The organism is Achromobacter spanius (assembly GCF_039673305.1).
GTDB lineage: Bacteria > Pseudomonadota > Gammaproteobacteria > Burkholderiales > Burkholderiaceae_B > Achromobacter > Achromobacter spanius_F.
On record NZ_JBDJLJ010000001.1, the window covers coordinates 241616 to 268183 of the forward strand.

At 66.2% G+C, this 26568-nt stretch carries 20 protein-coding genes; 14 read left to right on the forward strand and 6 right to left on the reverse strand.

The window, feature by feature from the left end; genetic code table 11:
- Window positions 1–18: 18 nt before the first annotated feature.
- Genes ABE485_RS01210 through ABE485_RS01225 form a run of 4 tightly spaced genes read right to left on the reverse strand, consistent with a single transcriptional unit; the run spans window position 19 to window position 6498 of the window.
- Complete coding sequence (locus ABE485_RS01210; RefSeq protein ID WP_346512862.1) at window positions 19–1077, reverse strand: pentapeptide repeat-containing protein; 1059 nt, start codon at window positions 1075–1077, stop codon at window positions 19–21.
- A complete protein-coding gene (locus ABE485_RS01215) occupies window positions 1074–3695 on the reverse strand; it encodes a DUF2169 family type VI secretion system accessory protein (RefSeq protein WP_346512864.1) in 2622 nt (873 codons plus the stop codon). Before ABE485_RS01215 ends, ABE485_RS01210 begins: the two co-directional genes overlap by 4 nt.
- A 6-nt stretch (window positions 3696–3701) precedes the next feature.
- Entirely contained in the window at window positions 3702–4103 is a 402-nt protein-coding gene (locus ABE485_RS01220) for a hypothetical protein (RefSeq protein WP_346512866.1), read from the reverse strand.
- A 7-nt stretch (window positions 4104–4110) separates the two neighbouring features.
- A complete protein-coding gene (locus ABE485_RS01225; protein WP_346512868.1) occupies window positions 4111–6498 on the reverse strand; it encodes a type VI secretion system Vgr family protein in 2388 nt (795 codons plus the stop codon).
- 508 nt (window positions 6499–7006) lie between these two features.
- Between ABE485_RS01225 and tssA the strand changes: the two genes are divergently transcribed.
- From tssA to tssH, 10 genes are read left to right on the forward strand one after another with little or no spacing between them, the layout of a single operon-like run.
- Entirely contained in the window at window positions 7007–8056 is a 1050-nt protein-coding gene (tssA, locus tag ABE485_RS01230; RefSeq protein WP_346512870.1) for a type VI secretion system protein TssA, read from the forward strand.
- Window positions 8057–8097: 41 nt separating this feature from the next.
- Complete coding sequence (gene tssB / locus ABE485_RS01235; RefSeq protein WP_346512872.1) at window positions 8098–8637, forward strand: type VI secretion system contractile sheath small subunit; 540 nt, start codon at window positions 8098–8100, stop codon at window positions 8635–8637.
- Between the two features lie 31 nt (window positions 8638–8668).
- Entirely contained in the window at window positions 8669–10171 is a 1503-nt protein-coding gene (tssC, locus tag ABE485_RS01240; RefSeq protein WP_346512874.1) for a type VI secretion system contractile sheath large subunit, read from the forward strand.
- 49 nt (window positions 10172–10220) lie between these two features.
- Complete coding sequence (locus ABE485_RS01245) at window positions 10221–10706, forward strand: Hcp family type VI secretion system effector (protein ID WP_346512876.1); 486 nt, start codon at window positions 10221–10223, stop codon at window positions 10704–10706.
- A gap of 12 nt (window positions 10707–10718) precedes the next feature.
- On the forward strand, window positions 10719–11534 hold the full coding sequence (locus ABE485_RS01250) for a type VI secretion system accessory protein TagJ (protein ID WP_346512877.1): 816 nt from the start codon (window positions 10719–10721) through the stop codon (window positions 11532–11534).
- Complete coding sequence (gene tssE, locus ABE485_RS01255) at window positions 11534–12085, forward strand: type VI secretion system baseplate subunit TssE (RefSeq protein WP_346512878.1); 552 nt, start codon at window positions 11534–11536, stop codon at window positions 12083–12085. Before ABE485_RS01250 ends, tssE begins: the two co-directional genes overlap by 1 nt.
- Window positions 12085–13989, forward strand: a complete 1905-nt coding sequence (gene tssF / locus ABE485_RS01260) for a type VI secretion system baseplate subunit TssF (protein WP_346512879.1) — start codon at window positions 12085–12087, stop codon at window positions 13987–13989. The genes tssE and tssF overlap by 1 nt, the downstream gene beginning before the upstream one ends.
- A 31-nt stretch (window positions 13990–14020) precedes the next feature.
- The gene (locus tag ABE485_RS01265) at window positions 14021–14677 is read left to right on the forward strand and encodes a DUF3540 domain-containing protein (protein ID WP_346512881.1); all 657 of its coding nucleotides are present in this window, start codon (window positions 14021–14023) and stop codon (window positions 14675–14677) included.
- Window positions 14652–15788, forward strand: a complete 1137-nt coding sequence (gene tssG / locus ABE485_RS01270) for a type VI secretion system baseplate subunit TssG (protein ID WP_430795376.1) — start codon at window positions 14652–14654, stop codon at window positions 15786–15788. The genes ABE485_RS01265 and tssG overlap by 26 nt, the downstream gene beginning before the upstream one ends.
- A gap of 14 nt (window positions 15789–15802) precedes the next feature.
- A complete protein-coding gene (tssH, locus tag ABE485_RS01275) occupies window positions 15803–18421 on the forward strand; it encodes a type VI secretion system ATPase TssH (protein WP_346512882.1) in 2619 nt (872 codons plus the stop codon).
- A 4-nt stretch (window positions 18422–18425) separates the two neighbouring features.
- Here tssH and ABE485_RS01280 read toward each other — a convergent pair whose 3' ends face one another.
- Together ABE485_RS01280 and ABE485_RS01285 are read right to left on the reverse strand one after the other, a co-directional pair.
- Entirely contained in the window at window positions 18426–19187 is a 762-nt protein-coding gene (locus ABE485_RS01280; RefSeq protein WP_346512883.1) for an FHA domain-containing protein, read from the reverse strand.
- Window positions 19188–19214: 27 nt separating this feature from the next.
- Window positions 19215–19559, reverse strand: coding sequence for a TssQ family T6SS-associated lipoprotein (locus ABE485_RS01285; RefSeq protein WP_346512884.1), 345 nt, complete (start codon window positions 19557–19559; stop codon window positions 19215–19217).
- A 145-nt stretch (window positions 19560–19704) separates the two neighbouring features.
- Here ABE485_RS01285 and tssJ point away from each other — a divergent pair, with 145 nt between their 5' ends.
- The 4 genes from tssJ to tssM are packed head-to-tail and all read left to right on the forward strand — an operon-like array spanning window position 19705 to window position 26566.
- The gene (tssJ, locus tag ABE485_RS01290) at window positions 19705–20283 is read left to right on the forward strand and encodes a type VI secretion system lipoprotein TssJ (protein ID WP_346512886.1); all 579 of its coding nucleotides are present in this window, start codon (window positions 19705–19707) and stop codon (window positions 20281–20283) included.
- Between the two features lie 24 nt (window positions 20284–20307).
- Window positions 20308–21642 carry a type VI secretion system baseplate subunit TssK gene (gene tssK / locus ABE485_RS01295; protein WP_346513095.1) on the forward strand — a complete coding sequence of 445 codons (1335 nt, stop codon included), beginning with the start codon at window positions 20308–20310 and terminating at the stop codon, window positions 21640–21642.
- Between the two features lie 14 nt (window positions 21643–21656).
- Window positions 21657–22943, forward strand: a complete 1287-nt coding sequence (locus tag ABE485_RS01300) for a DotU family type VI secretion system protein (RefSeq protein ID WP_346512887.1) — start codon at window positions 21657–21659, stop codon at window positions 22941–22943.
- Complete coding sequence (tssM, locus tag ABE485_RS01305; protein WP_346512888.1) at window positions 22940–26566, forward strand: type VI secretion system membrane subunit TssM; 3627 nt, start codon at window positions 22940–22942, stop codon at window positions 26564–26566. The genes ABE485_RS01300 and tssM overlap by 4 nt, the downstream gene beginning before the upstream one ends.
- Window positions 26567–26568: the final 2 nt, after the last annotated feature.

A 26568-nucleotide genomic window follows, 5' to 3' on the forward strand; every position in this document is an offset into this window, starting at 1 on the left:
GGCGCGGCTGCGCCGGGTTCATGTCGTTTCGCGTCCGGCCGACCATAGTTCGGCCTCTAGCAAGGGCGCATCGTTTTCGATGATGCCGTGGCGGTGGGTCCATCGGGCGCCTTGCGTCAGTGCGCGGTGCATGCGCGTGCGCAGGAATGTCGCGTCGCGCAGGTCAGCGCAGTCCAGGTCCGCCAGCGAAAAATCAGCGTCGGCGAGATGGGCGCCGCGAAAGTCCGTCCTGGCGCAGCGTGCGCGCTGGAAGATGCACAGGTTCAGGCTGGCGCCCTGCAGGAGGGCGTCGTCCAGCGTCGCGTCGACCCAGATAGCGCCGTCGAAACGGCCCTGACGCAGGTCGGCGCCGCTCAGGTCGGCAAGGGGAAACAGGCACTGCGGTGCGGATGCGCCCGCGAAACGCGCCCCGCGCAGCATGGAGCCCTTGAAGCCGGCCTGGCGCAGGTCGGCATGGCGGAAGTCCGCCGCCTCGAGCTGGCAATCCGTGAAATGACACAGGGCATAAGCCCGGCCGGAAAAATCCTGTCCGGCCAGATTGCATTCGATGAACATCGTGCTGGCCGCGTCGACGCCAGTGAGCGTCACGCCACGCAGGTCCAGCTGATGGAACAGGGTGTGGCTGATCCGGGCGCCCGACAAATCGGCATTGGCCATGGCGCCGCGCGAGAACACGGCGCGCTCCAGCAGCGTGGATCGCAATGACGCACCCTCCAGCGAGGTGGCGGTGAAGGACGACTCGTAGAGCTCCGCCTCGTCCAGCGCGGCTCCGCTCAGATTGCATTCGACGAGGCTGGCGCCCCGCAACCGGCCACCAATGAAAGTGGCGCCGGAGGCCTGGCAGCGGATGAGCCGCGCCATGCCGAGGTCGACGCCACCGGCTTCCCAGCGCGTCATGTCGCAGTGGGTGAACTGGCTGTCCTGGAGCTGGCATCCGTCCACGCGTGCGCCGCTGAAATCCACGTGATCAAAAAATGCGCCGGCCAGGTCCAGGCCGCGCAGGTCGGCGCCTGCGAGGCTGAGATGCTGTATGGGTTCGCCATGCCGCACACGGTCCTGCAACTGGTCCAGGTTCATGCGGGCGCCTCCGGCTGCCGGGCGGGCCAGCGCTTTGCGCCCTGCGTGTAGGCGTTGTCCAGCCCCGTGCTGTCGTCCATCTGCGCCTGCGCCACATCGGCGCGAAATAAGTTCGCGCCAGTCAGATCCGCGCGCAGGAAAATGGCCTTTCCAAGCAGACTGTTGATCAGATTGGCGTTTCGCAGGCGCGCGCCGGTGAAGTCGGCGCGCACGAAATGCGTGTCGGGTGCGGACACGCCGCTCAGGTCGGCGCCCTGCAATTGGCTCTCGGAGAAGTCGCTGGCGCTCAATCGGGCGTCGCGCATGTCGGCCCCTGTGAGGATGGCGCCGCGCGCGCTGCCTTGCTTGAACCGCATGCCGCGCAGGCAGGCGCCCGCCAGTTCGACGCGGCCCGCGAACGCACAGCCGTCCAGCGCGGCGTTTTCCAGGCTGAAGCGGCCCGAGAACGCGACGTCCATGAAGCTCACGCGCACCAGCGTCGCGCCGTCAAATCGGGCGTTGCCCAGTGCGCCCTGCATGAAAACGCATTGGTCCAGGCTCGATTCGCGAAAGTCGCAGTCTTCCAGCGTGGCGTTCATGCTTGCCCATTGGCTGAACGTGGCGCGGCCCAGATCGCAGCGCAAGAGCCGCGCCTGGTGCAGGCGTCCAAGTTGCCACGCACTGTCGGAAAAATTGCAGTCCTCGCAGAAGGCATCGTCCCACGTGGTTTCGTTGATCCGGCTTGCGGAAAAGTCGGTCCGCAGGCAGCGCGAGCGGCCCAGGTTGGCGCGTGTGAGGTTGACCCCACGCATGCCCGCGCCGGTCAGATCCGCGCCAGTCAGCACCGCATCGGTCAGGTCGCTGCCGTCCAGCCGGGCGCCCACGAGCAGGGCGCCGGCCAGGATCGCGCGCTGGAAGTCCACATTGGACAAATCCATGCCAGACAGGTCCGCGCCGGTGAGATTCATGTCCTTGCAGTCGCGGCTGCCTTTCAGTCGCGCGTCCAGCTTGCGGCGTGTGCGCTGCGCGCGTAGCGGCGGCATGGGCGGGGGCGGGGCGAAGTGATGGGCGGATTGCTGGTAGGCCTGATGGACCTGCGGACCCAGCGTCTCGGAGAGGGGAGGCGTTGCGTCTTCGCCGCCAGGCGCGTGACGCCGCGCCTGCGCATGCGGACTTGTGTCGAAATCCGCTATGTGCCGTCTGAGCTTGCGTGGATCGAAGCCCGCTGCGGACTTGCCGCCACCGTCAAGCCGTCGCAGCGCGTCGAGATCCACGCCGGCCACGTCGGCCATGGCGGGCAGGTTGGGATCGGCCAGCGCGCGGGCCGCGGTGGCGCCCGACAGGCGCTTGGCGTCTTCCATTTCCTGCTGCATGCGCAGAATCGTGTGCGGCAGGTCGGCGAGCCGTGGCGCGGTCGGCGGAGGGTCGAGCGGCGCCATGTACAGATCCGGATCCAGTCCCTGCGCCAGCAGCGATTCGCGTTCACGCGCATGGCGGCGCGCCGCGCCGGCATGCACGTTGCGGTTCGACGGACGCACGGCTGGCGCTTCGGATTCCGTCAGCTCGCCGCAGATGTCTTCCGGCACGAGTAGGGCATCCAGCAGCGCGTAAACGGGCCCCAGTTCCGGATCCAGGCGTTGCCGCAGCACGGCTTCGTAATGCGCCATGTCCCGGGCCTGCGTCGCGTGCTCCAGCGCGGGCATGATGTGCCGCACGTCGGCCGCGTCGTCCTCGCGCACGTGCAGGGCGCCGTGCCAGATCAGCGCCATCCGATGGCGTTCCGGAAAGAACCAGGCCGTGCTCAGGCGCAGGTCCAGTTCCTGGAGCGCGGCGCCGTCGGCCTCGCGGCTGAAAAAACAGCGCGCGCGCCATGCCGGCAGGCGGCCGCGCAGCACCGGCTGCGTTGGGTGCATGTTCCACAGTTCGTATTCGGCGCCGCCGGCGAGGGACGAATTCGCCGGTCCCCACTGGTCCGGCTGGGCCGCGTTGAAGAAGCGCCAGTCCATGTCGGCGGCAAAGCCGGGAAAATCATGCTCCAGCCAGTCCTGCCCGTAATCGCGGCCCATGTGCGCGGCCCGCTGCGGCCATTCGGCCGGCAAGGGCGCAAAGCAGGCTGGCGGGACGCGCTGGGCGGGGGCGCCGACGCGGTGCATGGGATGCTCGATATTCGGCAGCCGGCGCGTGTGCACCCCGCGGATGTCTTCGTCCTGCTCGCCGATGCCCAGCGGGTTTTCGGCGACGCCCGGCCCTCCGTAGGCGCGGCTCCAGTCCAGGCGCATGCGCTCGAACGGCTGGGGCGCGGTGGCCTTGCCGTCCAGCCAGTAGCGGTCGCCGAACACCAGCAGCGACTTGTCTATCGCTCCAAGCTTCATGCGCACGGCGCAGGCGCCAGGGCTGCCGGCGTCATGCGGATAGGCGTGGCCGCAGACGAGCGCTTCCGGATACATTTTGGGCGTAGCGAAGTCCAGGGCGCCGATGCCTTCGGCGGCCGCGATCTGCCACAGTTCCTGGTCCGTGAGAAGCGTTGCGGACTCTGAAATGTCCACCAGCCCGAACACCGCCACGCCCAGCATGTCGCGGCGTTGCTGGCGATAGGGTCGGGTCAGAATGCCAAGGCGCAGCGGCTTGATGGTTTTCATGGCCTGTCAGGTCGGCTGGTCGACGGCAAGTTCCCGCGTGGAAGGATCCACCCGGACCTGGATGGTTTTGCCCGCGCCGAAGTTGGCCAGGTTCAATGGCGACAGCGGAACTTCTATCGTGCGGGCGAACGCCGGCGTGGCCGAGGTGGCTGCGACGTCCAGCGTCAATTCGATGACGTAATACAGGGTTTCGCCGATGCGCCGGTTCGTGTCGCGCGCCGCCGTGATGAGCGCGGTGGTCGGTTGTCCGCTGGCCCGTATCACGTCGCGGCGCTGCGCGTCCGCGCGTCCCGCGGCTCGGCGCCGGCTTTCCCGGCGCAGCATGAAGGCGGCCTGCGCCAATGACAGCAACAGGCCCAGCAGGACCCACTTTCCCCAATCCGGCCAGGCATCCGCAAAATCCGGCATCGCGACCTCAGATAATTGTCCAGAGACCCACCATCGAGGCGCCCAGGCCCACTTTCTCGGCCTTGGCGCCATCGAACGCGTAGCTGGAACCCGTGGTCCGGTAGGACACCACCTGGCCGATGTTGCTGACCAGGGCATAGTTGGTGAATGAATAGTTCAGCATGACCGTCGTGCGAAACAAGGCCACGCGGTGCAGGCCGAACTCTGCCTTGGCGACCGCCAGGCCGATGGAGAATGGCGTGGCCTGCAGCCAGCTTTCCTTGGACAGGTCCTTGACGTTAGCCGCGTCCATGACGACATCCGCCGGCGTTTCCAGCGTGATGTTGCCCTTGGCCTTGATCAGCACGGTGGAGTCCTCGGATTCCATGTGCATCTTGCTCTTGGACTTGAGGTCCATTGCCGCGGTTTCCGATTGCACCAGCATGGCGGTCTTGGCCTTGACGTCCATGTTTGCTTCGGTCGAAAGCACTTCGACCTTGCCCTTGGCCTTTTCGGTGAGCGTGCCCGCCATGACGTGATGCAGGGAGTTTCCCTCTTCCACATACACGTCCTGACCCGTCTTCAGCGTCTCCTTGAAGAGGCCCTTCACCTCCCGTTCCTCGCCCTTTGCTGCCACCGTGGTCTTCAGGCCGTTGTCGAATTTCTCGTCCATGAGGCCGTCTTTCACGTGTACGGTGCGCGACGCCTTGACGGTGTATTCCTCGTGCCCGGTGACATAGACGTCGCGCCGCTTTCCGACTTTCAGGTAGTCGGTGCCGGTAATGCGGATGTCGCGGTTGCCGCAGATCGTGGTGGTGTCGTTTTCGCCGATATGCGTTGTGCGGTTCAGGTCGGTGGTGTGGGTCTCGTTGGCCTCGACTTCGGTGCAGAGTTCGCGCTCCGCATGCAGCCAGATGCGTTCACTGCCGCTCTTGTCTTCGAACATCAGCGCATTCGCGGTGGCCGGCGTGCCGCTCTTGGAGCGGCTCAGGAATCCGCTTTGCGTCGCGTTGTCGGGCAGGTCCCAGGGCGGCAGGTTGTTGGCGTTGAAGACACGCCCGATCACGATGGGGCGGTCGGGCTGTCCGCCGATGAAGTCGACGATCACTTCGTCGCGCACGCGCGGCAGCTGGATGCCGCCAAAGCCGCCGCCGGCCCATGGACTGGAAACGCGTACCCAGCATGAACTGTTCTCGTCCTTCTTGCCGTAGCGGTCCCAGTGGAACTGGACCTTCACGCGTCCCATCTTGTCCGTCCAGATCTCCTCGCCCTCTTTGCCCACCACTGTCGCGGTCTGAGGGCCGTGCGTGCGCGGGATCGGCGTTACGCGTGGCGCGCGGAACTGGGTGGAGGACGGCACCACGACAAATTCCAGGTCGAAGCTGCCGGGATCGGGCTGGCCGCTGGCGTAGCCCGATTCGCGGATGCGGTAGTACGTGCTGACGACGAGATACTCGCGGTTCTCGGCCTGGCGGGGATGATTGCGCAGGGTGAAGAGATGGCCGGTGGACAGCCCGCGCGCGTTGGAAGAGCCGGAGCTTTGCTCCTGCCGGGACTGCAGGTCCTCGAGCCGCACGCGGGTGTAGTGGTCCGCGTCATCGGGATTCGTGTAGCCGCCCTGCCATTCGTACATTTCCAGGTCGCCGTGATCATGCGCGCCGGGATTGTTGCGGCGCGCTTCCAGGCTCGCGGCCGGCGTCAGCGGATGGTAGTCGGTGGTGGCGAACGCGCCCGGCGTGATCTGCTCGGCGACTTCCCATTTGCCGATGTAGTCTTCGCGCGGAACGGTGATGCGGTCCGGACCGTAGTAAGGGATCTGTTCGTAGTCGGGGATGGGCTCGTGCTGAGTGACGTCGTCGGTCAGCATCAGCGTGTGCTTGCCGTTGTCGTGCTTGAACCAGAAGTAAATGCCTTCATGCTCCATCAGCCTGCAAATGAAGGCGTAGTCCGTTTCCTGGTACTGCACGCAGTATTCCCAGCTGCGGTACGTGTCCACCAGCTTGAACTCGACGGGGTAGTTGTAGTCCTTGAGCACCTCGCGGAGGACGTCGGGCACATTCTTGTTCTGGAATATCTTGTTGTCCGAGGTCTGGGTCAGGTACCAGAGCCAGGGGCGCACCGTGGCACGGTAGATGGTGTAGCGCGACGTGTTGTTCTCGCGTCCGACCAGCACACAGCGCGTGATGTGTCCGCTGAGATAGCGCGGCGCGTCGGCGGCCGTTTCGATCTCGAGCGTCAGCGGCTTGCCGAGCAGGGATTTCATGTCCAGCGAATACGATTCCGACACCAGTTCGACATCGAACTCGAACAGCTGGGAGAGGCTTTCGGAGCCGTGCATGCCCCGGAACTTCAACTGGTCCGGGGGCAGGGGGGTGTGCGCCCGGATGACGCGTTCGCTCGGCACGTTGCGGTCCATCTCACCGTCTCCTTATGAGAATTCAACTGCTGCTGCGCTTGCTCTGCTGGGCTTTCCGCGGCGCGCAGCTTCTCGCGCGCCGAAAAGGCAAATGGATGGCGGCCACGCAAGGGGGCTGCCTGCAAATAGGGGCGACGCGGGAAAGGGGGCGTGCCGGACGGGGAAGCTTGTCTCTGGATCTGTTTACGCGCCGGTCTGCCGCCAGCGTGAGCGCCGATTGTAGGCATCGCGCAAAGCCCCCGAGAAGTGGGATCACATGCTTTTGTGATTTTTACGCTTTGGTAACAGGAGCCCCCAATTTCGAAGGTCTGCGTAAGGTGTATTTCAAAATATCAATGCATGAGGGTAAGAAGTGTTCATTTGTTTAGTGGACTGTTAGTTATCTGTAAGAAAAATCTGAAGGTGTGAGTTGTTCGTTGCATAAAGAAAGACGTGCATAGAATTCACCCTTTCCGTTGAGCAGCGCGGAACGTAGTGGTAGCAGGCAGCATCCCCAGGCATTTCAGCAATGACTATGACTATGGAATTCGCCGATATCCTCAATACCCTCGATTCACGTCTGCCCTGCGGGGAAGACCTCGAATACGACCCCGACTTCCTGCGGCTTCAGCAGGCCGCGGCCGGTCGGGACGAACAGCAGTTCGGCCCGACGATCATCGCCGCACAGCCACCCGACTGGCGCGAGGTCGAACGCCTTGCCCGAGCCCTGCTGGAACGCACCCGCGATTTGCGCGTGATCGGCCTGTTGACCTGTGCCTGGACCGAAATCCGCGGATTGCCGGGGTACAGCGATGGACTCGCGCTGGCGGTCGATGCGCTGGAGCGGTATTGGGAGCCCCTGCATCCCCGGCTGGACAGCGTCGGCGAAGACGATCCGATGCCGCGCATGAATGCGCTGGCGGCCTTTGGCGACGTGCAGGGCTGTGCGCGCAGCGTGCGCTCCGCCAGCCTGGTCAGCGGCGTGCATGGCCAGCTATCGCTGCGCGATACCGAGGCGCTGCTCGACGGCAGCCGGCAGGACGCCGAATGCTATCCCGGCGGCCGCCCGCGGGTCGTCGCGCGCTTGCGGCAGGCATGGACGCAACGCGAGGCCGACGTGCTGGCGCTGGCATCATCCTCGGACGCGCTGCGCCGCATACAGAAATTGGTGACCGACAAGCTGGGCGGCGCGTGGACGCCCGATTACGCCGCCGTATTGCGCACGCTGGATATCGTGCTGGATGCCGCGCGCGATGTGCCCGATGCCGTTTCCGAACCTTCCGCGGTTGCTGCGGCCGACGAGCCGGCGCCCGCGGCTGCCATGCCCGGCGGCGACGCCGGCAAACACTGGCGCGATGCGCCCGTCCGCTCCCGCGACGAAGCCGCGGCGCTGCTGGACAAGGTATGCGCGTACTTCGAGGCCCATGAGCCCGGTCATCCGGCGCCCTACCTCATTCGCCGCGCCCAGCAACTGATACCCATGAGCTTTCACGACATTATCAGAAACCTGGCGCCCCAGGGCCTGGAGCAATTCGAGGCCTGGCTGCCGCGGGACGCGGGGAGCCGGCCAGATACGTAGGGCAGGCCAGACCCTGAAAACCCACCAGAGGAGACGACACCATGGCGACCAGCCTGAAAGGAAGCGGCCAGAAGTTCATTGCAAGAAACCGCGCGCCGCGGGTGCAGATCGAGTACGACGTGGAGATCTATGGCGCGGAGCGCAAGATCCAGCTTCCGTTCGTGATGGGCGTGCTGGCGGATCTGGCCGGCAAGTCCGAGACGCCCCAGCCGGACGTGGGCGAACGCAAGTTCATGGACATCGATATCGACAATTTCGATGAGCGCATGCGGTCGGTTCAGCCGCGCACGGCCTTTCGGGTGCCCAACACGCTGACCGGCGACGGGGACCTGAACGTGGACATCACGTTCGAGAGCATCGACGACTTCTCGCCGGCCACCGTCGCCCGCAAGGTGGGCGCGCTGAACGAACTGCTGAGCGCGCGGACCCAGCTTGCCAACTTGCTGACGTACATGGACGGCAAGACCGGCGCCGAGGAGCTGATCGGCAACGTGCTCAAGAATCCCGCGCTGATGAATGCGCTGGCGGCCGCGCCGAAGCCCGACGCGCAGCCGGCGTCGGATACCGCCGCCACCGACTAGTTTCCGCTCGAACCGCTTTTCGGAGAATGCCATGACCGCAGTGGCCAAACGCGCCGACGCGCGCGCCATCGAGACCCTGGAGGCGGATGACCTGTCCGCGCTCCTGAAGAAGGAATTCAAGCCCAAGACCGAGCAGGCGCGCGAAGCGGTCGAGCATGCCGTGCGCACGCTGGCGCACCAGGCGCTGGAAAACAGCGGGGTCGGGTTGTCCTCGGACGCCTACCGAACCATCCAGGCGATCATCGCCGAGATCGATCGCAAGCTGTCGGAGCAGATCAACGGGGTCATGCATCACCCAGACTTCCAGCAGCTGGAAGGCGCATGGCGCGGCCTGCATTACCTGGTCACCAACACCGAGACCGACGAGCTGCTGAAGATCCGTGTGATGAACCTGTCGAAGTCGGAACTGGGGCGCACGCTCAAGCGCCACAAGGGCGTTGGCTGGGACCAAAGTCCCATCTTCAAGCGCGTGTACGAAGAAGAGTACGGGCAGTTCGGCGGAGAACCCATCGGCTGCCTGGTTGGCGATTATCACTTCGACCACAGTCCGCCTGATGTCGAGCTGCTCGGCGAGATCGCGAAAATTTCGTCTGCCGCCCATTGCCCGTTCATCACCGGCGCATCACCCAACGTAATGCAGATGGATTCCTGGCAGGAACTGGCCAATCCGCGCGACCTGACCAAGATCTTCACCAACACGGAGTACGCCGCATGGCGCAGTCTGCGCGAGTCCGAGGACTCGCGCTATATCGGCCTGGCGATGCCGCGCTTTCTTGCGCGCCTGCCGTACGGCGCGCGCACCAATCCGGTCGATGAGTTCGACTTCGAGGAAGACACCGACGGCGCCAACCACGACCGCTACACCTGGGCCAACTCCGCGTACGCGATGGCGGCCAACGTGAACCGCTCATTCAAGCTGTACGGCTGGTGCACCTCGATCCGCGGCGTCGAATCGGGGGGCGCCGTGGAGAACCTGCCGTGCCACAGCTTTCCAACCGATGACGGCGGCGTGGACATGAAGTGCCCGACCGAGATCGCGATCAGCGATCGGCGCGAGGCCGAACTGGCCAAGAATGGCTTCATGCCGCTGGTGCATCGCAAGAACTCCGACTTTGCGGCGTTCATCGGGGCCCAATCGCTGCAAAAGCCCCATGAGTACTACGAAGCCGATGCGTCCGCCAACGCCAAGCTGGCGGCGCGCCTGCCGTACCTGTTCGCCTGCTGCCGCTTCGCCCATTACCTGAAGTGCATCGTGCGCGACAAGATCGGTTCGTTTCGCGAGCGCGACGACATGGAGCGCTGGCTGAATGACTGGATCATGAACTATGTGGACGGGGACCCCGTGAACTCGTCCCAGGAGACCAAGGCCCGCAAGCCGCTGGCGGCGGCCGAGGTGCAGGTGCAGGAAATCGAGGACAACCCGGGCTACTACTCGGCCAAGTTTTTCCTGCGGCCGCATTATCAGCTTGAAGGGCTGACGGTGTCGCTGCGGCTGGTGTCCAAGTTGCCCTCGCTCAAGCAGAGCGAAGGCTGAGTGTCATAAAGACGGGCGCATCCGCGCCCGATAACTCCAGGAGACAGATGTGGCTGTGGATATGTTCATGAAAATCGATGGCGCCAACGGAGAGTCGAAGGACGCCAACCACAAGGACTGGACCGACATCGTGTCGTTCTCGTGGGGCGCCACGCAGCCAGGCAACATGGCCAGCGGGGGCGGCCTGGGCGCGGGCAAGGCGAGCTTCAACGATCTACACGTCGTCGCGCGCATCGACAAGGCGGCGCCGGCGGTGATGAAGCACTGCGCCAGCGGCAAGCATCTGGGCAAGATAGAACTGTCCATGTGCAAGGCGGGCGGAGAGCAGATCGAGTATTCCAAGATCACGCTGGAGGACGTGCTGGTATCGTCGGTGCAGATCTCCGGAGACCGCAGCGCCGAAGGCGTGGTGGTGAACTTCGCGTTCCAGGCCGCCCAGGTCAAGCAGCAGTATTGGGAGCAGACCGAAAAGGGCGGCAAGGGCGCCGAAAGTCTGGTTGCCTGGGATATCAAGCAGAACAAAGAAGTGGGTTAAGGCGGGGCACGTATGTCCATCGCCGCGGTTCCTTTTGGCGTCGTCAGCCTGCAGGGTCAGCTGGACGAAGTGCAGTCGCATATCCGCCGTCGCCCCGCCGACGCGGACCTGCGCGCGCAACTGTTCCAGCTGCTGGTTGCGCAGGGAGACTGGACGCGCGCCAGCGAGCAGCTCAACCTGTGCGCGCAGCTGAGCGAGCAGGCCCGACCGATGGCTGCGCTCTATGCGGGCGCAATTGCCGCGGAGCGTGAACGTGAAGCCGTGCTCGGCGGCAGCGGCGAACCGGCGTTGCTGGAAAATCCCGGAGACTGGATGCGGACGTTGATGTCCGCGCTGCGCGTCGAAACCCAATCCACGGTGCAGGCCGCCGCGCTGCGTGCGCAGGCGTTCGAGGAGGCTGCCTCGCGCGCAGGCAGCATTGGCGGCGCCACGCAGTCCGAGTCGCAGCCCTTTCAGTGGATCTGCGATGGCGATAGCCGGCTGGGTCCGGTGTTCGAATTCTTTGCCGCAGGCAGGTACGTCTGGTTGCCGTTCTCCTCGCTCAAGCGGGTTCGTCTGTTGGCGCCGGACGGATTGTGCGACGTGGTGTGGGCGCAGGCGGAAGTCGAGCTGGAAGGGGGCAGGGCGCTTCAAGGCCTGGTTCCCGCCCGCTACCCGCCGATGCCTGGCGAGCGCATGGTCGACCTGCCCGATCCGGTCAAGCTCGGGAAGATGTCCGACTGGCGTCTGCTGCATGGCGATACCTATGCGGGGGTGGGCCAGAAGATGTGGCTGACCGATGTGGATGAGTTCGCACTGCTCGATGTCCGCAGCCTGGAGATGGCGTAATGGGCCAGGTCGACGAAGCCGCGCATTTGGAGCCGCTGCCGCGCAACCGGCGCGCCGCCCGCGACCGCCTGCAGCCGTCGCTGCTGGATCGTCTGACGGACAACGATCCGGGCAAGCGCGAGGAGCCGCGCGACAGCGCGATGCTGACGCACGAGGAGTTGCGCGCGGCGGTGCTGCGAGACCTGCGCTGGCTGCTCAATACGGTCAACCTGCAGACGTCGCAGGACCTGTCTTCCCATCCGCGCGTGGTGGCGTCGACGGTCAATTTCGGCGTGCGCGCCATGGCTGGAAAGCGCATGTCGGAGATCGACTGGATCGACTTCGAAGAGTCGATCCGGAACGCGATCTCTGCATTCGAGCCACGCATTCTCGATTCCTCGATCGAGGTGCGCTGCGTGACCGACACCGGTTCGCTGGAACACCACAACGTGCTGAGCCTGGAAATCCGGGGCATGCTGTGGTGCGTGCCGCATCCTCTCGAATTCCTGTTTCGCACGGATATCGACCTTGAGAGCGGCCATATGGACCTGCACGACCTGGGCGGCATCTGATGGACGCCCGGCTGCTGGACTACTACAACCGCGAGCTGGTGTATCTGCGCGAACTTGGCGCGGAATTCGCACAGGCGCATCCCAAGGTGGCCGGCCGCCTGGGCATGAACGCCACGGAGGTGTCGGATCCTTATGTCGAGCGATTGCTGGAGGGATTCAGCTTCCTGACCGCACGCATCCAGATGAAGATGGATGCGGAGTTTCCGCGCTTTTCGCAGCGTTTGCTGGAGGTGGTGTACCCCAACTATCTGGCGCCCACCCCTGCGATGGCAATCGTGCAGTTTGCTCCAAGCATGAACGAAGGCACGCTTGCCACGGGCTTCGAGCTGCCGCGCGGCACGCTGCTGCGCGGCCGCGTGCCGCGCGGAGAGCAGACGCCGTGCGAGTTCACCACGGGCCATGCCGTTCGGCTTTGGCCCTTGCAGGTGACACAGGCGGAGTTCACCTCGGCCCCGCAGGATCTGCCGCTGGCGCGGCTGGGCCTGTCGAGCCGCGCCGCGCGCGTCTTGAGCGCGCTGCGCATACGGCTGCAGGTTGGTGGGGGGCAGCGGCTGGAAGACCTGGACATCGATCAGCTGGTCTTTCACCTGAGCGGCCAGGACCTGCAGATGCATCGTCTGCTGGAAATGGTGATGGGGCACACGGTGGCCGTGCTGGGGCACGACGCGGCGCGGCCTGTCGGGTGGATAAACAGGTTGCCGGCCAGTGCGATCCGGCACGAAGGCTTCGCAGACGACCAGGCGCTCCTGCCCGCCGATGCGCGAGTCTTCCAGGGCTATCGCCTGCTGCAGGAGTATTTCGCGTTTTCGCAGCGTTACCTGTTCTTCAGCGTCAATGGACTGAAGGCAGGATTGCGCAGTCACGCATCGGCGCCGGGGCCGCAGCGCGAGACCCGCGAGTTCGAGCTGACCTTGCTGTTTTCGGCTGCGGCGCCCGAACTCGAGGGCGCGATATCGGCGAGCAATATCGCCCTGCATTGCGCGCCGGTGATCAATCTGTTTCCCAAGCGAGCCGACCGGGTGGCCGTGACACCCCGCACATCGGAATATCACGTGGTGGTGGATCGCAGCCGCCCACTGGATTATGAAGTCTTCGGCGTGACGCGCGTGACCGGCCACGCGAACGCGCAGCGGCAGGAACAGGAGTTCCGTCCGTTCTATGGGTCGCTGGGCAGCGATCCGGATGACTACGGCGCGTATTTCTCGGTACGCCGGGAGCCCAGGCTGATTTCCGACACGGCGCAGCGCAACGGCACGCGGACCGGCTATACGGGCAGCGAGGTTTTCCTGTCGCTGGTGGACAGGCAGGAGGCGCCGTTCTCAGGCCAGTTGCGCCATCTGACGTTGGATACGTTGTGTTCGAACCGCGACATGGCGATGCTGCTGCCCCTGGGGACCGAGACCGACATGACCTTGCGCGTGTCGGCGCCGGTGCGTGCGGTGAAGGTGCTGCATGGGCCCACGCGCCCCAGCCCCGCCTTGGCCGAGAACGCCGCAACCTGGCATTTGATCAGCCATCTCGGCCTGAACTATCTGAGCCTGACCGATCTGGATGCGGAGGAGGGCGCGCAGACGCTGCGTGAAATGCTGCACGTGTACGGCAGCCTGGCGGATCCTGCGCTGCGCAAGCATATTTCCGGCTTGCGGCATGTTAGCGCCGTACCCGTGCACCACCGTCTTCCGGTTCCAGGACCCATTGTGCATGGCCGTGGCGTGCGTATTTCGCTCCAGGTGGACGAGGCGGCGTTCTCGGGCATCAGCCCTTATCTGTTTGGCGCCGTGCTGGAGCAGTTCTTCGCACGCCACGTATCGATCAACATGATGTCGGAGCTGGTCCTGTCGACCCTGCAGCGCGGAGAGGTCGCCCGGTACCAGCCCCGAATGGGGCGCCGGCCTGCCGTCTAACCCGCATTCCGCCAAGAACAGGAGAGCAACCATGACATCCGCCGCAAGCCTGAGCCGCATGAACTACGACCCCGTGCACCTGCTGGGCAAGGTGCTGCACCGCGAACCCGACGGCGGCTATGCCGTGGCGTGCGATGGCCGCACGTGGTCCGCGCGCCGGGCCGCCAGTTGCCTGCTTGTGCCGGAGCCGGGCGACGAAGTGCTGATCAGCGGCCCGGATCCGTCGCGGGTATATCTGATCGCCGTCACCGTGCAGGCGGACCCCGCGCGCGCGACGCTGGAGGCGCAGGGTGAACTTGTCGTGCGTTCGCGCGGTGCAAGCGTGCTGCTGCAGGGTGCCGACGAGGTCCGGCTGGAGGGGGGCAGCGCCGTGCGCGTGGATGCGCCCGAATACACGGTCAAGGCCCAGGACGCGCAGCATGTCTGCAAGCGCGTGCGCATGATCGCGGAAAGCCTGCATGCCACGGTGGGCGAAACGACCTTGACCGGCAGGACCTACGAAGCGGCGCTGGACCGGCTGACGGTGATGGCGCGCCTGTCGATGCGCAGCATCGCCGACGTCGAACAGGTGCGGGCAGGCACCATCGATTACCAGGCCGGACAGAACGCGCGGCTGCACGCGTCCTATACCCTGGTGACGGGCTCCAACCTGGTGAAGGTGGATGCCAAGCAGATCCACGTGGGGTAACGCGGTGGATGTCGTCGAACCCGTTGCCGATCAGCAAGCCCGGAATGCCGCCGAGTCTTCGGACGCCTATGCGCGATGGTGGCGGGCGCTGGAGCGCGAGCCGTACGCGCACGACCTGTTTCATGCCCTGCGCTGGATCGATGCGCATTGCGGCGCGCGCAAGCCGCTGGGGCGCGACACCGTGGCGCGGCATGAGCCCGTGCGTCTGCGGCAGGAGCCGTCGCTGGCGTTCGCGCCTTCCTCGTTGGCTCGCGCCCAGGCCGCCCGGGGCGGCCGTCCGGCCCAGCTTTCCATCTACGGCTTCGGGCTGTTCGGCCCCAATGGCCCGTTGCCGCTGCACCTGACCGAGCACGTCCATGAACGGAAGGCGCATCACGGCGACCCTACCCTGGCGGCATTCGCCGACATCTTTCATCATCGGCTGATCCTGCTGTTCTACCGGGCATGGGCCGACGCCCAGAGCACGGTCAGCCTGGATCGCAGGGAGGCGTCCTTCAGCCGTTACATCGCCAGCCTGCTGCATATGGGCGAACCGTCGATGCGCCGCCGCGATGCCGTGCTGGACCATGCAAAGTACTTCATGGCCGGCCACCTTGTACGCCAGACGCGCAATCCGGAAGGCCTCCAGCACATCCTGCAATCGTTCTTTGGGCTGCCCGTACGAATCTGCGAGTTCGTGCCGCAATGGATCCGCTTGGAGCCGGACCAGCGGCTCGGCCTGGGCGGTGCGGCGGGGCTGGGGCGCGATACGGTGCTGGGCGTCGCGGTGCGCGACGCCCAGCACAAGTTCCGCATCGAGATCGGCCCGCTGACGCTGGAGGACTATGCCAGCTTCCTGCCCGGCGGCTTGAGGGCGCGCCAAGTGACGCATTGGATCAGGCAGTACATCGGCGTGGAGCTGGCGTGGGAACTGCGGCCGGTCCTGAGCGCGAAGGACGCTTGCGGACTGACGCTGGGCGCCTCGCGGCCGCTTGGCCTGTCGGCGTGGCTCGGGCGACGCAGGCCGTCGCAAGGCGAGGCACGCGATCTGCTGTTGGACTATGAACGCCGGGAACGAATCCCGGCGCGTGGCCGCAGGCCGGCCCAACCTTCCGGAACTCAGCGCGCCTGAACGCGCCAAACGCCATGTCGGATATCGACCGCATCGATCTCTTCGGAAAACTCAACCCGCTGCTCTACCAGACCCTGGAAGGCGCAACGGCCTTCTGCAAGCTGCGTGGCAATCCCTACGTGGAACTGGTCCATTGGCTGCATCAGATCCTGCAGGCGCAGGACAGCGACCTGCATCGCATCGCGCGCCGCTTCGAGGTGGATCTTGCCCGATTGCAGGCGGACCTGATCGACGAACTGGATCGCCTGCCGGCCGGCGCGGGGTCGGTGTCCGATCTGTCGGAGCATATAGACCACGCGGTCGAGCGGGCCTGGGTGCTCGGATCGTTGCGCTATGGCGCTGCGCGCATCCGCAGTGGCCATCTGCTGGCGGGGCTGGTGCGGACCTATGCCTTGCGTCACGTGCTGCTCGGCATGTCGCCGCAGTTTTCGCGTATCGCCCCGGACACGCTGCTCGAGCACATGGGCGACATTTTGCACGGATCGCCCGAAGAGCCGGACACGGCGGGGGTGCCGGACGGCGGCGCCGCGGCAACGGCGCCTGACCAGGGCGGCGGCGCGCTGGCGAGGTTTGCGGTGGATCTGACGGCCAAGGCGCGCGAGGGGGCGATCGACCCCGTGTCCGGCCGGGACGAGGAGATCCGTCAGCTGGTCGACGTGCTGATGCGGCGCCGGCAGAACAACCCGCTGCTTGCGGGTGAAGCAGGCGTCGGCAAGACCGCCGTGGTGGAAGGGTTGGCGCTGCGCCTGGCTTCGGGCGACGTGCCGCCGCCGCTGCGCGAGGTATCGCTATACCTGCTGGACATCGGCTTGCTGCAGGCGGGCGCGGGCGTGAAGGGGGAGTTCGAGCAGCGACTGCGCAGCGTGATCGACGAGGTGCAGTCCAGCGAACGACCCATCGTGCTCTTTATCGACGAGATCCATACGCTTGTGGGGGCGGGAGGCGCGGCGGGCACCGGCGATGCGGCCAACCTGCTCAAGCCGGCGCTGGCGCGCGGCCAGTTGCGCACGATAGGCGCGACGACGTGGTCGGAATACAAAAAGTACATCGAAAAAGACCCGGCGCTGAGCCGCCGCTTCCAGCTCGTGCAGGTCCACGAACCGGACGAGGCCCGCGCATTCGACATGTTGCGCAGCCTGGCGGACACCTTGCAGGCGCATCACGGCGTGGTGTTGCTGGACGAGGCCATCACTGCCGCGGTGGCCCTGTCTCACCGCTACATTCCCGCCCGGCAATTGCCCGACAAGGCGGTGGCGCTGCTCGATACCGCATGCGCCCGCGTCGCGATCAGCCAGCATGCCGTGCCTTCCGCCCTGGAGGACGCACGGCGACGCATTCAGGCGCTCGATGTCGCGCAGCGCATCGCCGGACGCGAACTCCATCTGGGGACTGGCGACGCGGTGCGCGCCGAGCGCCTGGCCATGGAGCGGGCCGAGGCCGTGGAGGCCGAGCAGGCGCTGGCCGTGCAATGGGAAAGCGAGCGGGAGCTGGCCGCCCGGGTCTTCGCGTTGCGCGAAGCGCTGGACCAGGAATCGGCGCCGGAGCAGGTGGCGACTCGGCAATCGCTGGCGCAGGCGGGCGCCGCGTTGGCGCGCAGCCAGTGCGAGACGGCGATGATCCACGCCTCGGTGGACGCGGCAGCGGTGGCCGCCGTCGTGGCGGACTGGACAGGCATTCCCGTGGGGCGAATGGTGCGCGACGAGGCGCAGGCCGTCCTCGCCCTTGCGGACACCCTGGAGAAACGGGTGATCGGCCAGCGCGCGGGCCTGGAGACGGTCGCGCGCCGCATCCAGACGTCGCGTGCCCGATTGACGGATCCCGGAAAGCCTGTAGGCGTATTTCTGCTGTGCGGGCCCAGCGGCGTCGGCAAGACCGAGACCGCGCTGGCATTGGCCGAAGCGCTTTACGGCGGCGAGCAGAATCTGATCACCATCAACATGAGCGAGTTCCAGGAGGCGCACGCCGTGTCCACGCTCAAGGGCGCGCCGCCGGGCTACGTGGGCTATGGCGAGGGCGGTGTGCTGACCGAGGCGGTGCGCCGGCGCCCCTACAGCGTGGTGCTGCTGGACGAGATCGAGAAGGCCCATCCCGACGTGCACGAGATTTTCTTCCAGGTGTTCGACAAAGGCTGGATGGAAGACGGCGAGGGGCGCTACATCGATTTTCGCAACACCGTCGTCATCCTGACCTCAAACGTGGGAACGGAACGCATCGCAGCCTTGTGCCGGGACCCAGAACTGATGCCGGACGCGCAAGGGCTGGCGCAGGCGCTGCGGGAACCGCTGCTGCAGGCCTTCCCCGCGGCGTTGCTCGGCCGTCTCGTCGCCGTGCCCTACGTCCCGCTGTCCGATGCCATGCTGGCGCGCATCGTCGATCTGCAGTTCGAGCGGGTGCGGCGCCGCTTGATGGAGCACCATGGCATCGCGCTGGAGGTGTCGCGCGACGCGGTGGCGCTGGTGGCGGCGCGATGCACGGAGGTTGAGTCGGGGGCGCGCATGGTCGATGCCATTCTTGCCAATACCGTGTTGCCGCACATCAGCCGCGAACTGCTGGGCGCGTCGATGCAGGAGCGCAGGCTGCAGTGTGTGCGACTGTCAGCGGCCGGGGGGGAGTTCTGCTATGACTATGCGTGAACGGCTACCCGTCCTGGCCGTCGCCCGGCTTCTTCACGGAAGCCGGCCGCATGAAGCCGCCGATCTCGCGCACGTGGTTGGATGCGCTGCGGCCGTCCGTCGCGTCGCGGCGGTCTTCCAGCGCCTCGGAGACGGGATGCGCCCGATGCCCCTCCAGCGGATCGTGCGCCGGCAGCGTGGAAGGCGTGGTGTCCTCGAAGACGCTGGGTGGTCCTTCGCCGGACACCTCGAACAGCGCAAGCGGATCCGTGGCCGGGCGGGAGACCGTGGCGTCCGCGCGCGGCAGATGCCGCAAGGGATCTTCGGGATTGCGCATTTGCGCGGATTCCAGGTCGAAGGGGTGGACGGTAACCTCCGGCGCGGCGCCGACGGGCAAGGTGCCGGGTCCGATCAGATCGCCGAAGATGTCGTCGTCGGGCGCGGCGGCCACGGGCGGGAGCTCGACAGGCTCGGAATCTGGTTCCGTGCGCAGGCGGTATGTGCCGATTGCCAGTTCGTCGCCAGGGCTGATGGGCACTTCCTGGCCCTGCGCGACTGCGCGTCCGTTGACGCTGACGCCGCTCATGGCGCTCAGGTTTTCAAGAAAGGCGGCATCCGCATCATTGAGACGGATCGCCGCCTGCACCCGGCAGATCGTGCGGGTGGAATCGGGCAAGGCGAGCTGGTTTTCCGGACTGCGGCCAATGGTGCCGCCGGGCGCCGTGAACTCGGCATGCAGGGGTTCGAAGGCCGGATCGCCGGCACGTTGGAACACGGTGAGTTTCATGCCTGTCTCCGCGGCGCCGGGCGCGCCTTATCTGGTCTGGGCCGTTGCGGCCGACTGGAATGCCGGACCCCACTGGGGGTGCCCGGTTTCGTTGGGGGCAAGTTCGAACGATGGCTGCAGCGTCAGGATCTGAGCGAAGGCGTCTTCGCAGAGCTGGCGATAGCCGGTGACGCAGTAGCTGAACGCCTGAAGCTTCAAGGCTTCCACGCGCATGGGCTTGGGCGCGGTGCTCAGGGCATCGGAGGTGGCCACGGTGCGCACGACGTCGCCGAAGCGGCTGGCTGCGTACTCGTCGCGGACCTTCTGCAACGCGTCGGCGGCCTGGGGCGATGGTGTGGATGCACAGGCGGCGAGCGTGGCGAGAATCGACATCAGGCAGATACGGACGGACGGTTTCATGGCGCGGGTCTGTCGGTTGCGGAGTGCGAGGCTGGAGTCTGGAACCGATGATAGCGGGCCGACGCGGCAGGGGTGCGTCCTGGCGTAACAGACGTGTGTACTTTATTTCCGGAGTCTTATGAACGCGTTACTTCAACGAACGGACTCGAGGGAACGCCTCGCATGGGGACTCTTGCGGCGTGGCGCGCGGATCGCCGCGGGTGTGGCGGCCGGGGCGTTGCTTGCAGGATGCTCGTCGACGGCCAAGGTCGTTCCGGCGCCCTACGCAATTGAATTGCGCGCGGATCCCAAGGTGAACCTGAATGCCAACGGCAGGCCTTCGCCGGTGCAGGTAACCGTCTACGAACTCAAGTCCGCAAGCGCCTTCGAATCCAGCGACTTCTTTACCCTGCAGGCCGATGCGCATGCGGCGCTGGGTGCGGAACTGCTCAATACGGAGCAGGTGATCCTGAAGCCGGGAGAGACGAAGGTGCTCAGGTACGCCGGCAATCCCGAGGCGCGCGTGGTGGGGGTGGTGGCCGCCTATCGGGATCTGGAACAGAGCAAGTGGCGCCTGCTGGTGTCCCTGCCTGAACCCCAGAACACCAACATCTACAAGGTCTGGCAGTTTTCGCCCAACGAGGAAACGGTGAAAGTCGCGGTCGCGCGCAGCGGCCTGCAGGAAGTGGACCGTAGCCGGTCCTGGTGGCCATTCTAGATACAGGACGAGAGAACCGTGACGATGGTGAGCAAGGACAAGGTGGTCTGGTCGGAAGGCATGTTCCTGCGGCCCCAGCATTTCCAGCAGTTCGAACGCCATCTGTTGCATGGCGCGCAGCAGCGCGCCGCTGCGGGGCAGGGCTTTTTCTGGGGATTCAGCCAACTGTCGCTGGACCGCGATGCGCTGGCGATCGGCAAGCTGGTGTTGACCCAGGCGCGCGGGGTGATGCCTGACGGCACGCCGTTCGAATTTTCCGAGCCGGATGCCGCGCCCGCGGCGTTCGAAGTGCCCGCGCAGGTCCGCGGCGAACGCGTCATGCTGGCGGTGCCGCGCATGCGGCCCGGCGCCACGGATGTCATCTATGAAGGCGAAGAAGACACGCTGGCACGCTATCTGGTGCACGAGGCCGAGGTGGAAGACTCCGGCTCCATGGGGCTGGAGCCGGCCTTGCTGCAATTGGGCCGGCTGCGGCTGCGCCTGATGCTGGAGGACGACCTTACCGATGACTGGCTGGGCGTGGGCGTGGTGCGCGTGACCGAGCGCCGCTCGGATAACCGGGTGGTGTTGGACGAGGCGTACGTGGCGCCCTGGTTGGCGGCAGGCGAACATCCGGTCCTGCGCGGACTCGTGAACGAGCTGTACGGACTGCTCCACGCCCGCAGCGAGGCCCTGGCCGAACGCCTGTCGCAGCCCGGCCGCGGCGGCGTTTCCGAAGTGTCCGATTTCATGCTCCTTGAGACGGTCAACCGGTACGTGGGCGCGCTCTGGCATGCGCGCCAGAGTCCCTTCCTGCATCCCGAACGGCTGTTCCACGACTGGCTCATGCTGGCCTGCGATCTGGCCACTTTCACATCCGCCACGCGGCGGCCGGAAGTGCTGCCGGCGTATGAGCACGACGATCTCCAGGCCAGTTTCACGCCCCTGATGGACGAGCTGCGTCGTTCGCTGTCGGCCGTGCTGGAGCAGCGCGCCTTGCAGATTGCCTTGCAGGACCGGGGCCAGGGAGTGCGGGTGGCGCAGATTCCGGACCTGGACCTGCTGCGCACGGCCGGCTTCGTGCTGGCGGTTCAGGCGGACCTGCCCACGGATACGGTGCGGACGCGCTTTCCCGCGCAGGTCAAGATCGGTCCGGTCGAACGCATCCGCGACCTGGTGCATCTGCAACTGCCCGGCGTGGCGGTGCGTCCGCTGCCGGTGGCGCCGCGCCAGATCCCCTATAGCGCCGGACACGTGTATTTCGAGTTGGATAAGAACGGCGAATTCTGGAAGCAGCTTGAGCGCACGGGTGCGCTGGCGCTGCACCTGGCCGGCGATTTCCCCGGGCTGACGCTGGAGTTCTGGGCATTGCGCGATTGAGCGCGGAGACGGATATGCATGCATCGGATCACACCTTGGGCGCCCCGCCCGGGAGCCTGGGCGACGGCCCCGCTCAGGCTTCTGGCCGGTTGCGGCACCATGACTACGTCATCAGCGGCGCGAATCCGCTCGTGGCTGCCGCCAATCCGTTGCTGGATCTGATTCCACAGATCCGTGCGACCGCCACGCATCCTTCGCCGGCCATGCTGCGCGAGCATCTGCTGGACGAGGTCCGGCAATTCGAGTTGCGGGCCCAGCAGGCGGGCATCGCCAATGAGACGATCCTCGGCGCGCGCTATTGCCTGTGCACCGCCCTGGACGAAGCCGCGGCGCTCACGCCGTGGGGCGGCAACGGGGTCTGGTCGGCGCACAGCCTGCTGGTCACATTCCACAATGAAACCTGGGGTGGAGAGAAGTTCTTCCAGCTGCTGGCCAAGCTGTCGCAGAACCCCGCGCAGCACCTGGACCTGTTGGAGCTGCTCTATTACTGCCTGTTGCTCGGCTTCGAAGGACGCTATCGCGTCATCGATAACGGTCGTTCGCAACTGGAGACGCTGCGGCAGCGGCTGCTGCGCATTCTGCGGGGCGCGCGCGGCGAGTATGCCCTGGCCTTGTCGCCGCACTGGCGCGACGAGCCCGCGCAGAACCCGCTGCGCCGCCTGCCGGTGCCTCTGTGGGTGTTCGGCGCGCTGGCGGCCGTCCTGGCGCTGATTTTGTATTGGGGGCTGGGGTGGCGGCTGGGCAGCCAGTCCGATGGCGTGTTTGCGTCCATCAGCCAGCTCAAGCCGCCGGCGGTGCAGATTGCGCCGGCGCCCGCTCCCCGTCCCGCGCCCGCGCCGCGGCTCGCGCAGTTCCTGGCGCCGGAGATCCGCGACCAGCTCGTCAGCGTGCGGGACGAGGTGGACCGCAGCGTCGTGGTGTTGCGGGGAGACGGCGCATTCGAGTCGGGCGCAAGCTCGGTGCGCGACCAGTACCTGCCGGTGCTGTCGCGGGTGGCGGACGCTTTGCGCGAGACGCGCGGCAGCATCCTGGTGCGCGGCTATTCCGACAACACGCCGATCCGCAGCGCGCGCTTTCCCTCCAACTGGCATCTGTCGCAGGCGCGCGCCGACGCCGTCAAGGAGATGCTGGAACAACGCCTGGGCCAGACGGCGAGGGTCCGGGCGGAAGGCCGCGGAGATGCCGATCCCGTCGCACCCAACGATACGGCCGCTGGCCGGGCAATGAACCGGCGGGTGGAGATCACGGTGCTGGTGCCGCCGGCGCCGCATGAGGACGGCGCAAAGGGAGGCCAGGAATGATCTACCGGGTGTTCGGATGGTTCTTCAGCCGGCGCGTCTGGAATTTCCTGGGGCTGGTTGCCCTGGCGCTGCTGATCTGGATCGCGGGGCCGCTCATTGCGGTGGGCGCGGTGCGGCCGCTGGAAAGCGAGACGGTGCGCATCATTGTGATCGTGGCGATGTTCGCGGTCTGGCTGTTGCGCATTCTGTGGCGAAAATGGCGGGAGGGGCGCCTGAACGCCCAGTTGCTGGGGCAGTTGCGGCCTCGTCCGCGCGCCGAGAAGGCGGCGCCCGAGAACACCGGGAGCGACGAGATCCGCCAGCTCGAGGCACGCTTCGATGAAGCGGTCGAATTGCTGCGCAAGACGCGTTTCGAGAATCGCGGCAGACGCCGCGCGCTCGACCGCTTTTCCAAGCAATACCTGTATCAGCTGCCCTGGTACGTCATCATCGGCGCGCCCGGAGCGGGCAAGACCACCGCGCTGGTGAATTCGGGCCTGAATTTTCCCTTGGCCGAGCGGTACGGGAAGGTGGCATTGCGAGGCGTCGGCGGGACCCGCAATTGCGACTGGTGGTTCACCGATGACGCCGTGCTGCTGGATACGGCGGGACGCTACACCACGCATGAAAGCGATCCCACGGGCGATGAGGAAGAGTGGCGGGGCTTTCTTGGCCTGTTGACCAAGTACCGCGGCAGGCAGCCGATCAACGGCGCGATGCTGACGGTCAGCGTCGAAGACCTGCTTTCCGCGTCGGACGCGGAGCGGGCGCGGCACGCCGCCGTGCTGCGCCGGCGCCTGCAGGAATTGCGCGAACAGCTGGGCATCGCGTTTCCGGTGTATGTGCTGGTGACCAAGACCGACCTGTTGTCCGGCTTCGAAGAATACTTTGCGTCATTCAGCCGCGACGAACTGGCCCAGGTCTGGGGTTTCACGCTGCCGTACGCGCGCACGCAGGAGCCCGGCTTTGACCTGTTCGAGGCCTTTCACGCCGAGTACGCCTTGCTGCAACGCCGTCTGGACGACGCCCTGCCGGAAGTGGTGGCGGCCGAAGACGACCCGTCGCGGCGTGCGCTGGCCTACATGCTGCCGCAGCAGTTCGCGGGGCTGCAGGCCATCCTGGGGCATTTCTTGAGCGATGTCTTCGCCACGTCGAAGTTCGAGGCGCGCGTCATCCCGCGCGGCGTGTATTTCACGAGCGGCACGCAGGGTGGAGAGACTTTCGACCAGGTCACGGGACATCTCAAGCGCTACCTGCGCATAGACGGCGCGGCGGCGCCCGCGGCCAGCGTGCCGGGCGAGGGAGAGGGGCGCAGCTACTTCCTGAAGCATCTGCTGCGGGACGTCATCTTCCGTGAAGCGGGCCTGGCGGGGAGAAATCTGCGCTGGGAACGGCGTTATCGGCAACTGCACTGGGCGGGATACGGGCTCGTCACGGCGTTGTTCGTCGCGCTGATCGCCGGATGGGCCGTGAGCTACGGCAACAACTCGGCCTACGTGGACGAGGTCGCTCGGCGGGTGCCCGCCGTGGAGAAGCTGACACGCGACATCAAAATCACGCGCAACGGCGACCTGCTGGGCCTGATGCCGTTCCTGGACAGCCTGTGGTACCTGCCGCGGCACGAAGACTTCGAGATCGACGCGCCGCCGCTCGGATACCGATTTGGCCTGTACCAGGGCCGCAAGCTGCAGGCGGCGGCCCAGGGCGTGTACGGCAATACGCTGGACCAGGTGTTGTTGCCGCAGGTCGCCCGGCGCGTGGAGTCCGCCTTGCGGGACGCGTCGGCGAGCGACCTGGAGTATTCCTACGAGGCGCTGCGTGCCTATCTGATGCTGTACGACGCCGAGCGCTACGACGCGGACTTCATGCATGCGTGGCTGCTGTCGGACATGCAGTCGACATTGCCGGAAGGCTATACGCGCCGCCAGTACGAGCAGCTGTCGCTGCATCTTCGCAACCTGACTCAGGGCCGCGTGCTGGCGTCGCCATTTCCGAAAGACGAGGCGCTGGTGGCGCAGGCGCGCGAGAGGCTGGCGCGCTACACGCTGGCGCAGCGCGCGTACAGCCGGTTGCGCCGCACGCTGGCCAACGCCGATGCGGCGCCCGAGAACACCGTGGTGACGCTTGGCGGCCCGCAGGCCAGTTCGGTGTTCGTGCGCAAGAGCGGCAAGCCGCTGAGCCAAGGCATCCCGGCGCTCTACAGCTATCGCGGCTATTGGGACGTTTTCAACAAGCGCATCACGAGCGTGGCGGAACTGCTGAGGTCGGATGACGCGTGGATCCTGGACATCCCTCCGCCCGGCGTGCTGGACCAGGCCGCGCAGCGCCAGCTGATCGCGGGTATCAAGCGCCTCTACATGAATGATTATGTCGCGCAGTGGGACGGCTACCTGAACGATCTGCAGCTGGCGCCCAGCAAATCGTTGCTGCAGAACATCCAGATGGCGCGCACCTTGTCCGCGCCGGAGTCCCCACTCGTGCAATTGGTCAGGGGCGTGGCGCGAGAAACCGCCCTGTTGCGCGATTCTCGCGGCGAGGACCGTTCGCTGGTGGATCAGGCGCGCGATCGGGTCAGCAGCACCCGCGAGGCGCTGGAGCAGATGTTCGGGCCCACGGGGCCCGGCGCCGCCGCGCGCGGCGATGTGTCCGACGACAGACTGGAAAGCATTGTGGACCAGCACTTCGAATCGTACCGGCGGCTGGCGCAGGGCGAAGGCGGCCAGGCGGGCGCCACCGCGCCCATCGCCGCCACGACCGGCCTCATCAATGAACTCTATACCTATCTGACCGCCGCCGATGCGGCGCTGCGCAGCGGCAGCCCAACCCCGAGTTCCGATTCGGTGACCAAGCTGCGCGCCGAGGCGGGGCGCCTGCCCGGCCCTTTGCGCGACGTGCTCAATGCCTTGTCCGTGAACGCGTCGGGCGAAGTGTCCGATGTGGCGCGGGCACGCATGGGCGAGACCGTGTCGGCCACGATCGGCGTGTTCTGCAGCCAGTCCGTGGCGGGACGTTATCCGTTTTCCAGCCGGTCGACGCGCGACGTCGCGCCCAACGACATGGCGCGGCTGTTCGCGCCCAATGGACTGATGGACGACTTCTTCCAGAAGAACCTCGCGACGCAGATCGACGTTTCCGGGCAGCGCTGGCGCTTCAAACCCGGCGTCGACGGCCGGTCCGGTTCCAACTCGGCCACGCTGGATGCATTTCAGCGCGCGGGCGTGATCCGCGACGTGTATTTCATGACGGGCAACCCCATGCCGTCCTACCGGGTGGCGATACGCCCCGTGGAGATGGACGCGGGCATCACGCAGTTCGTGATGGACGTCGACGGCCAGCCGGTGCGCTACGCGCATGGGCCGCAGGTGGCGACCACGGTGCAGTGGCCCGGTCCGCGCGGCAGCAATCAGGTGCGTATCGAGCTGACGCCGCAGGAAGGCGCGGCGGGCATGACGACGTCGGGCCCGTGGGCGCTGAACCGCATGCTGGACCGGGCGCAACTGCGGCGCGGCGCCTCGCCGGAGATCACGCTGGCCACCTTTGACCTGGGCGGACGCAAGGTCGTGCTGGAGATCACGGCCAGCAGCGTGAAGAGTCCTTTTCATCTAGCCGAGATGCAGGGTTTCGCCTGCCCCGGCGCGTCGTGAGC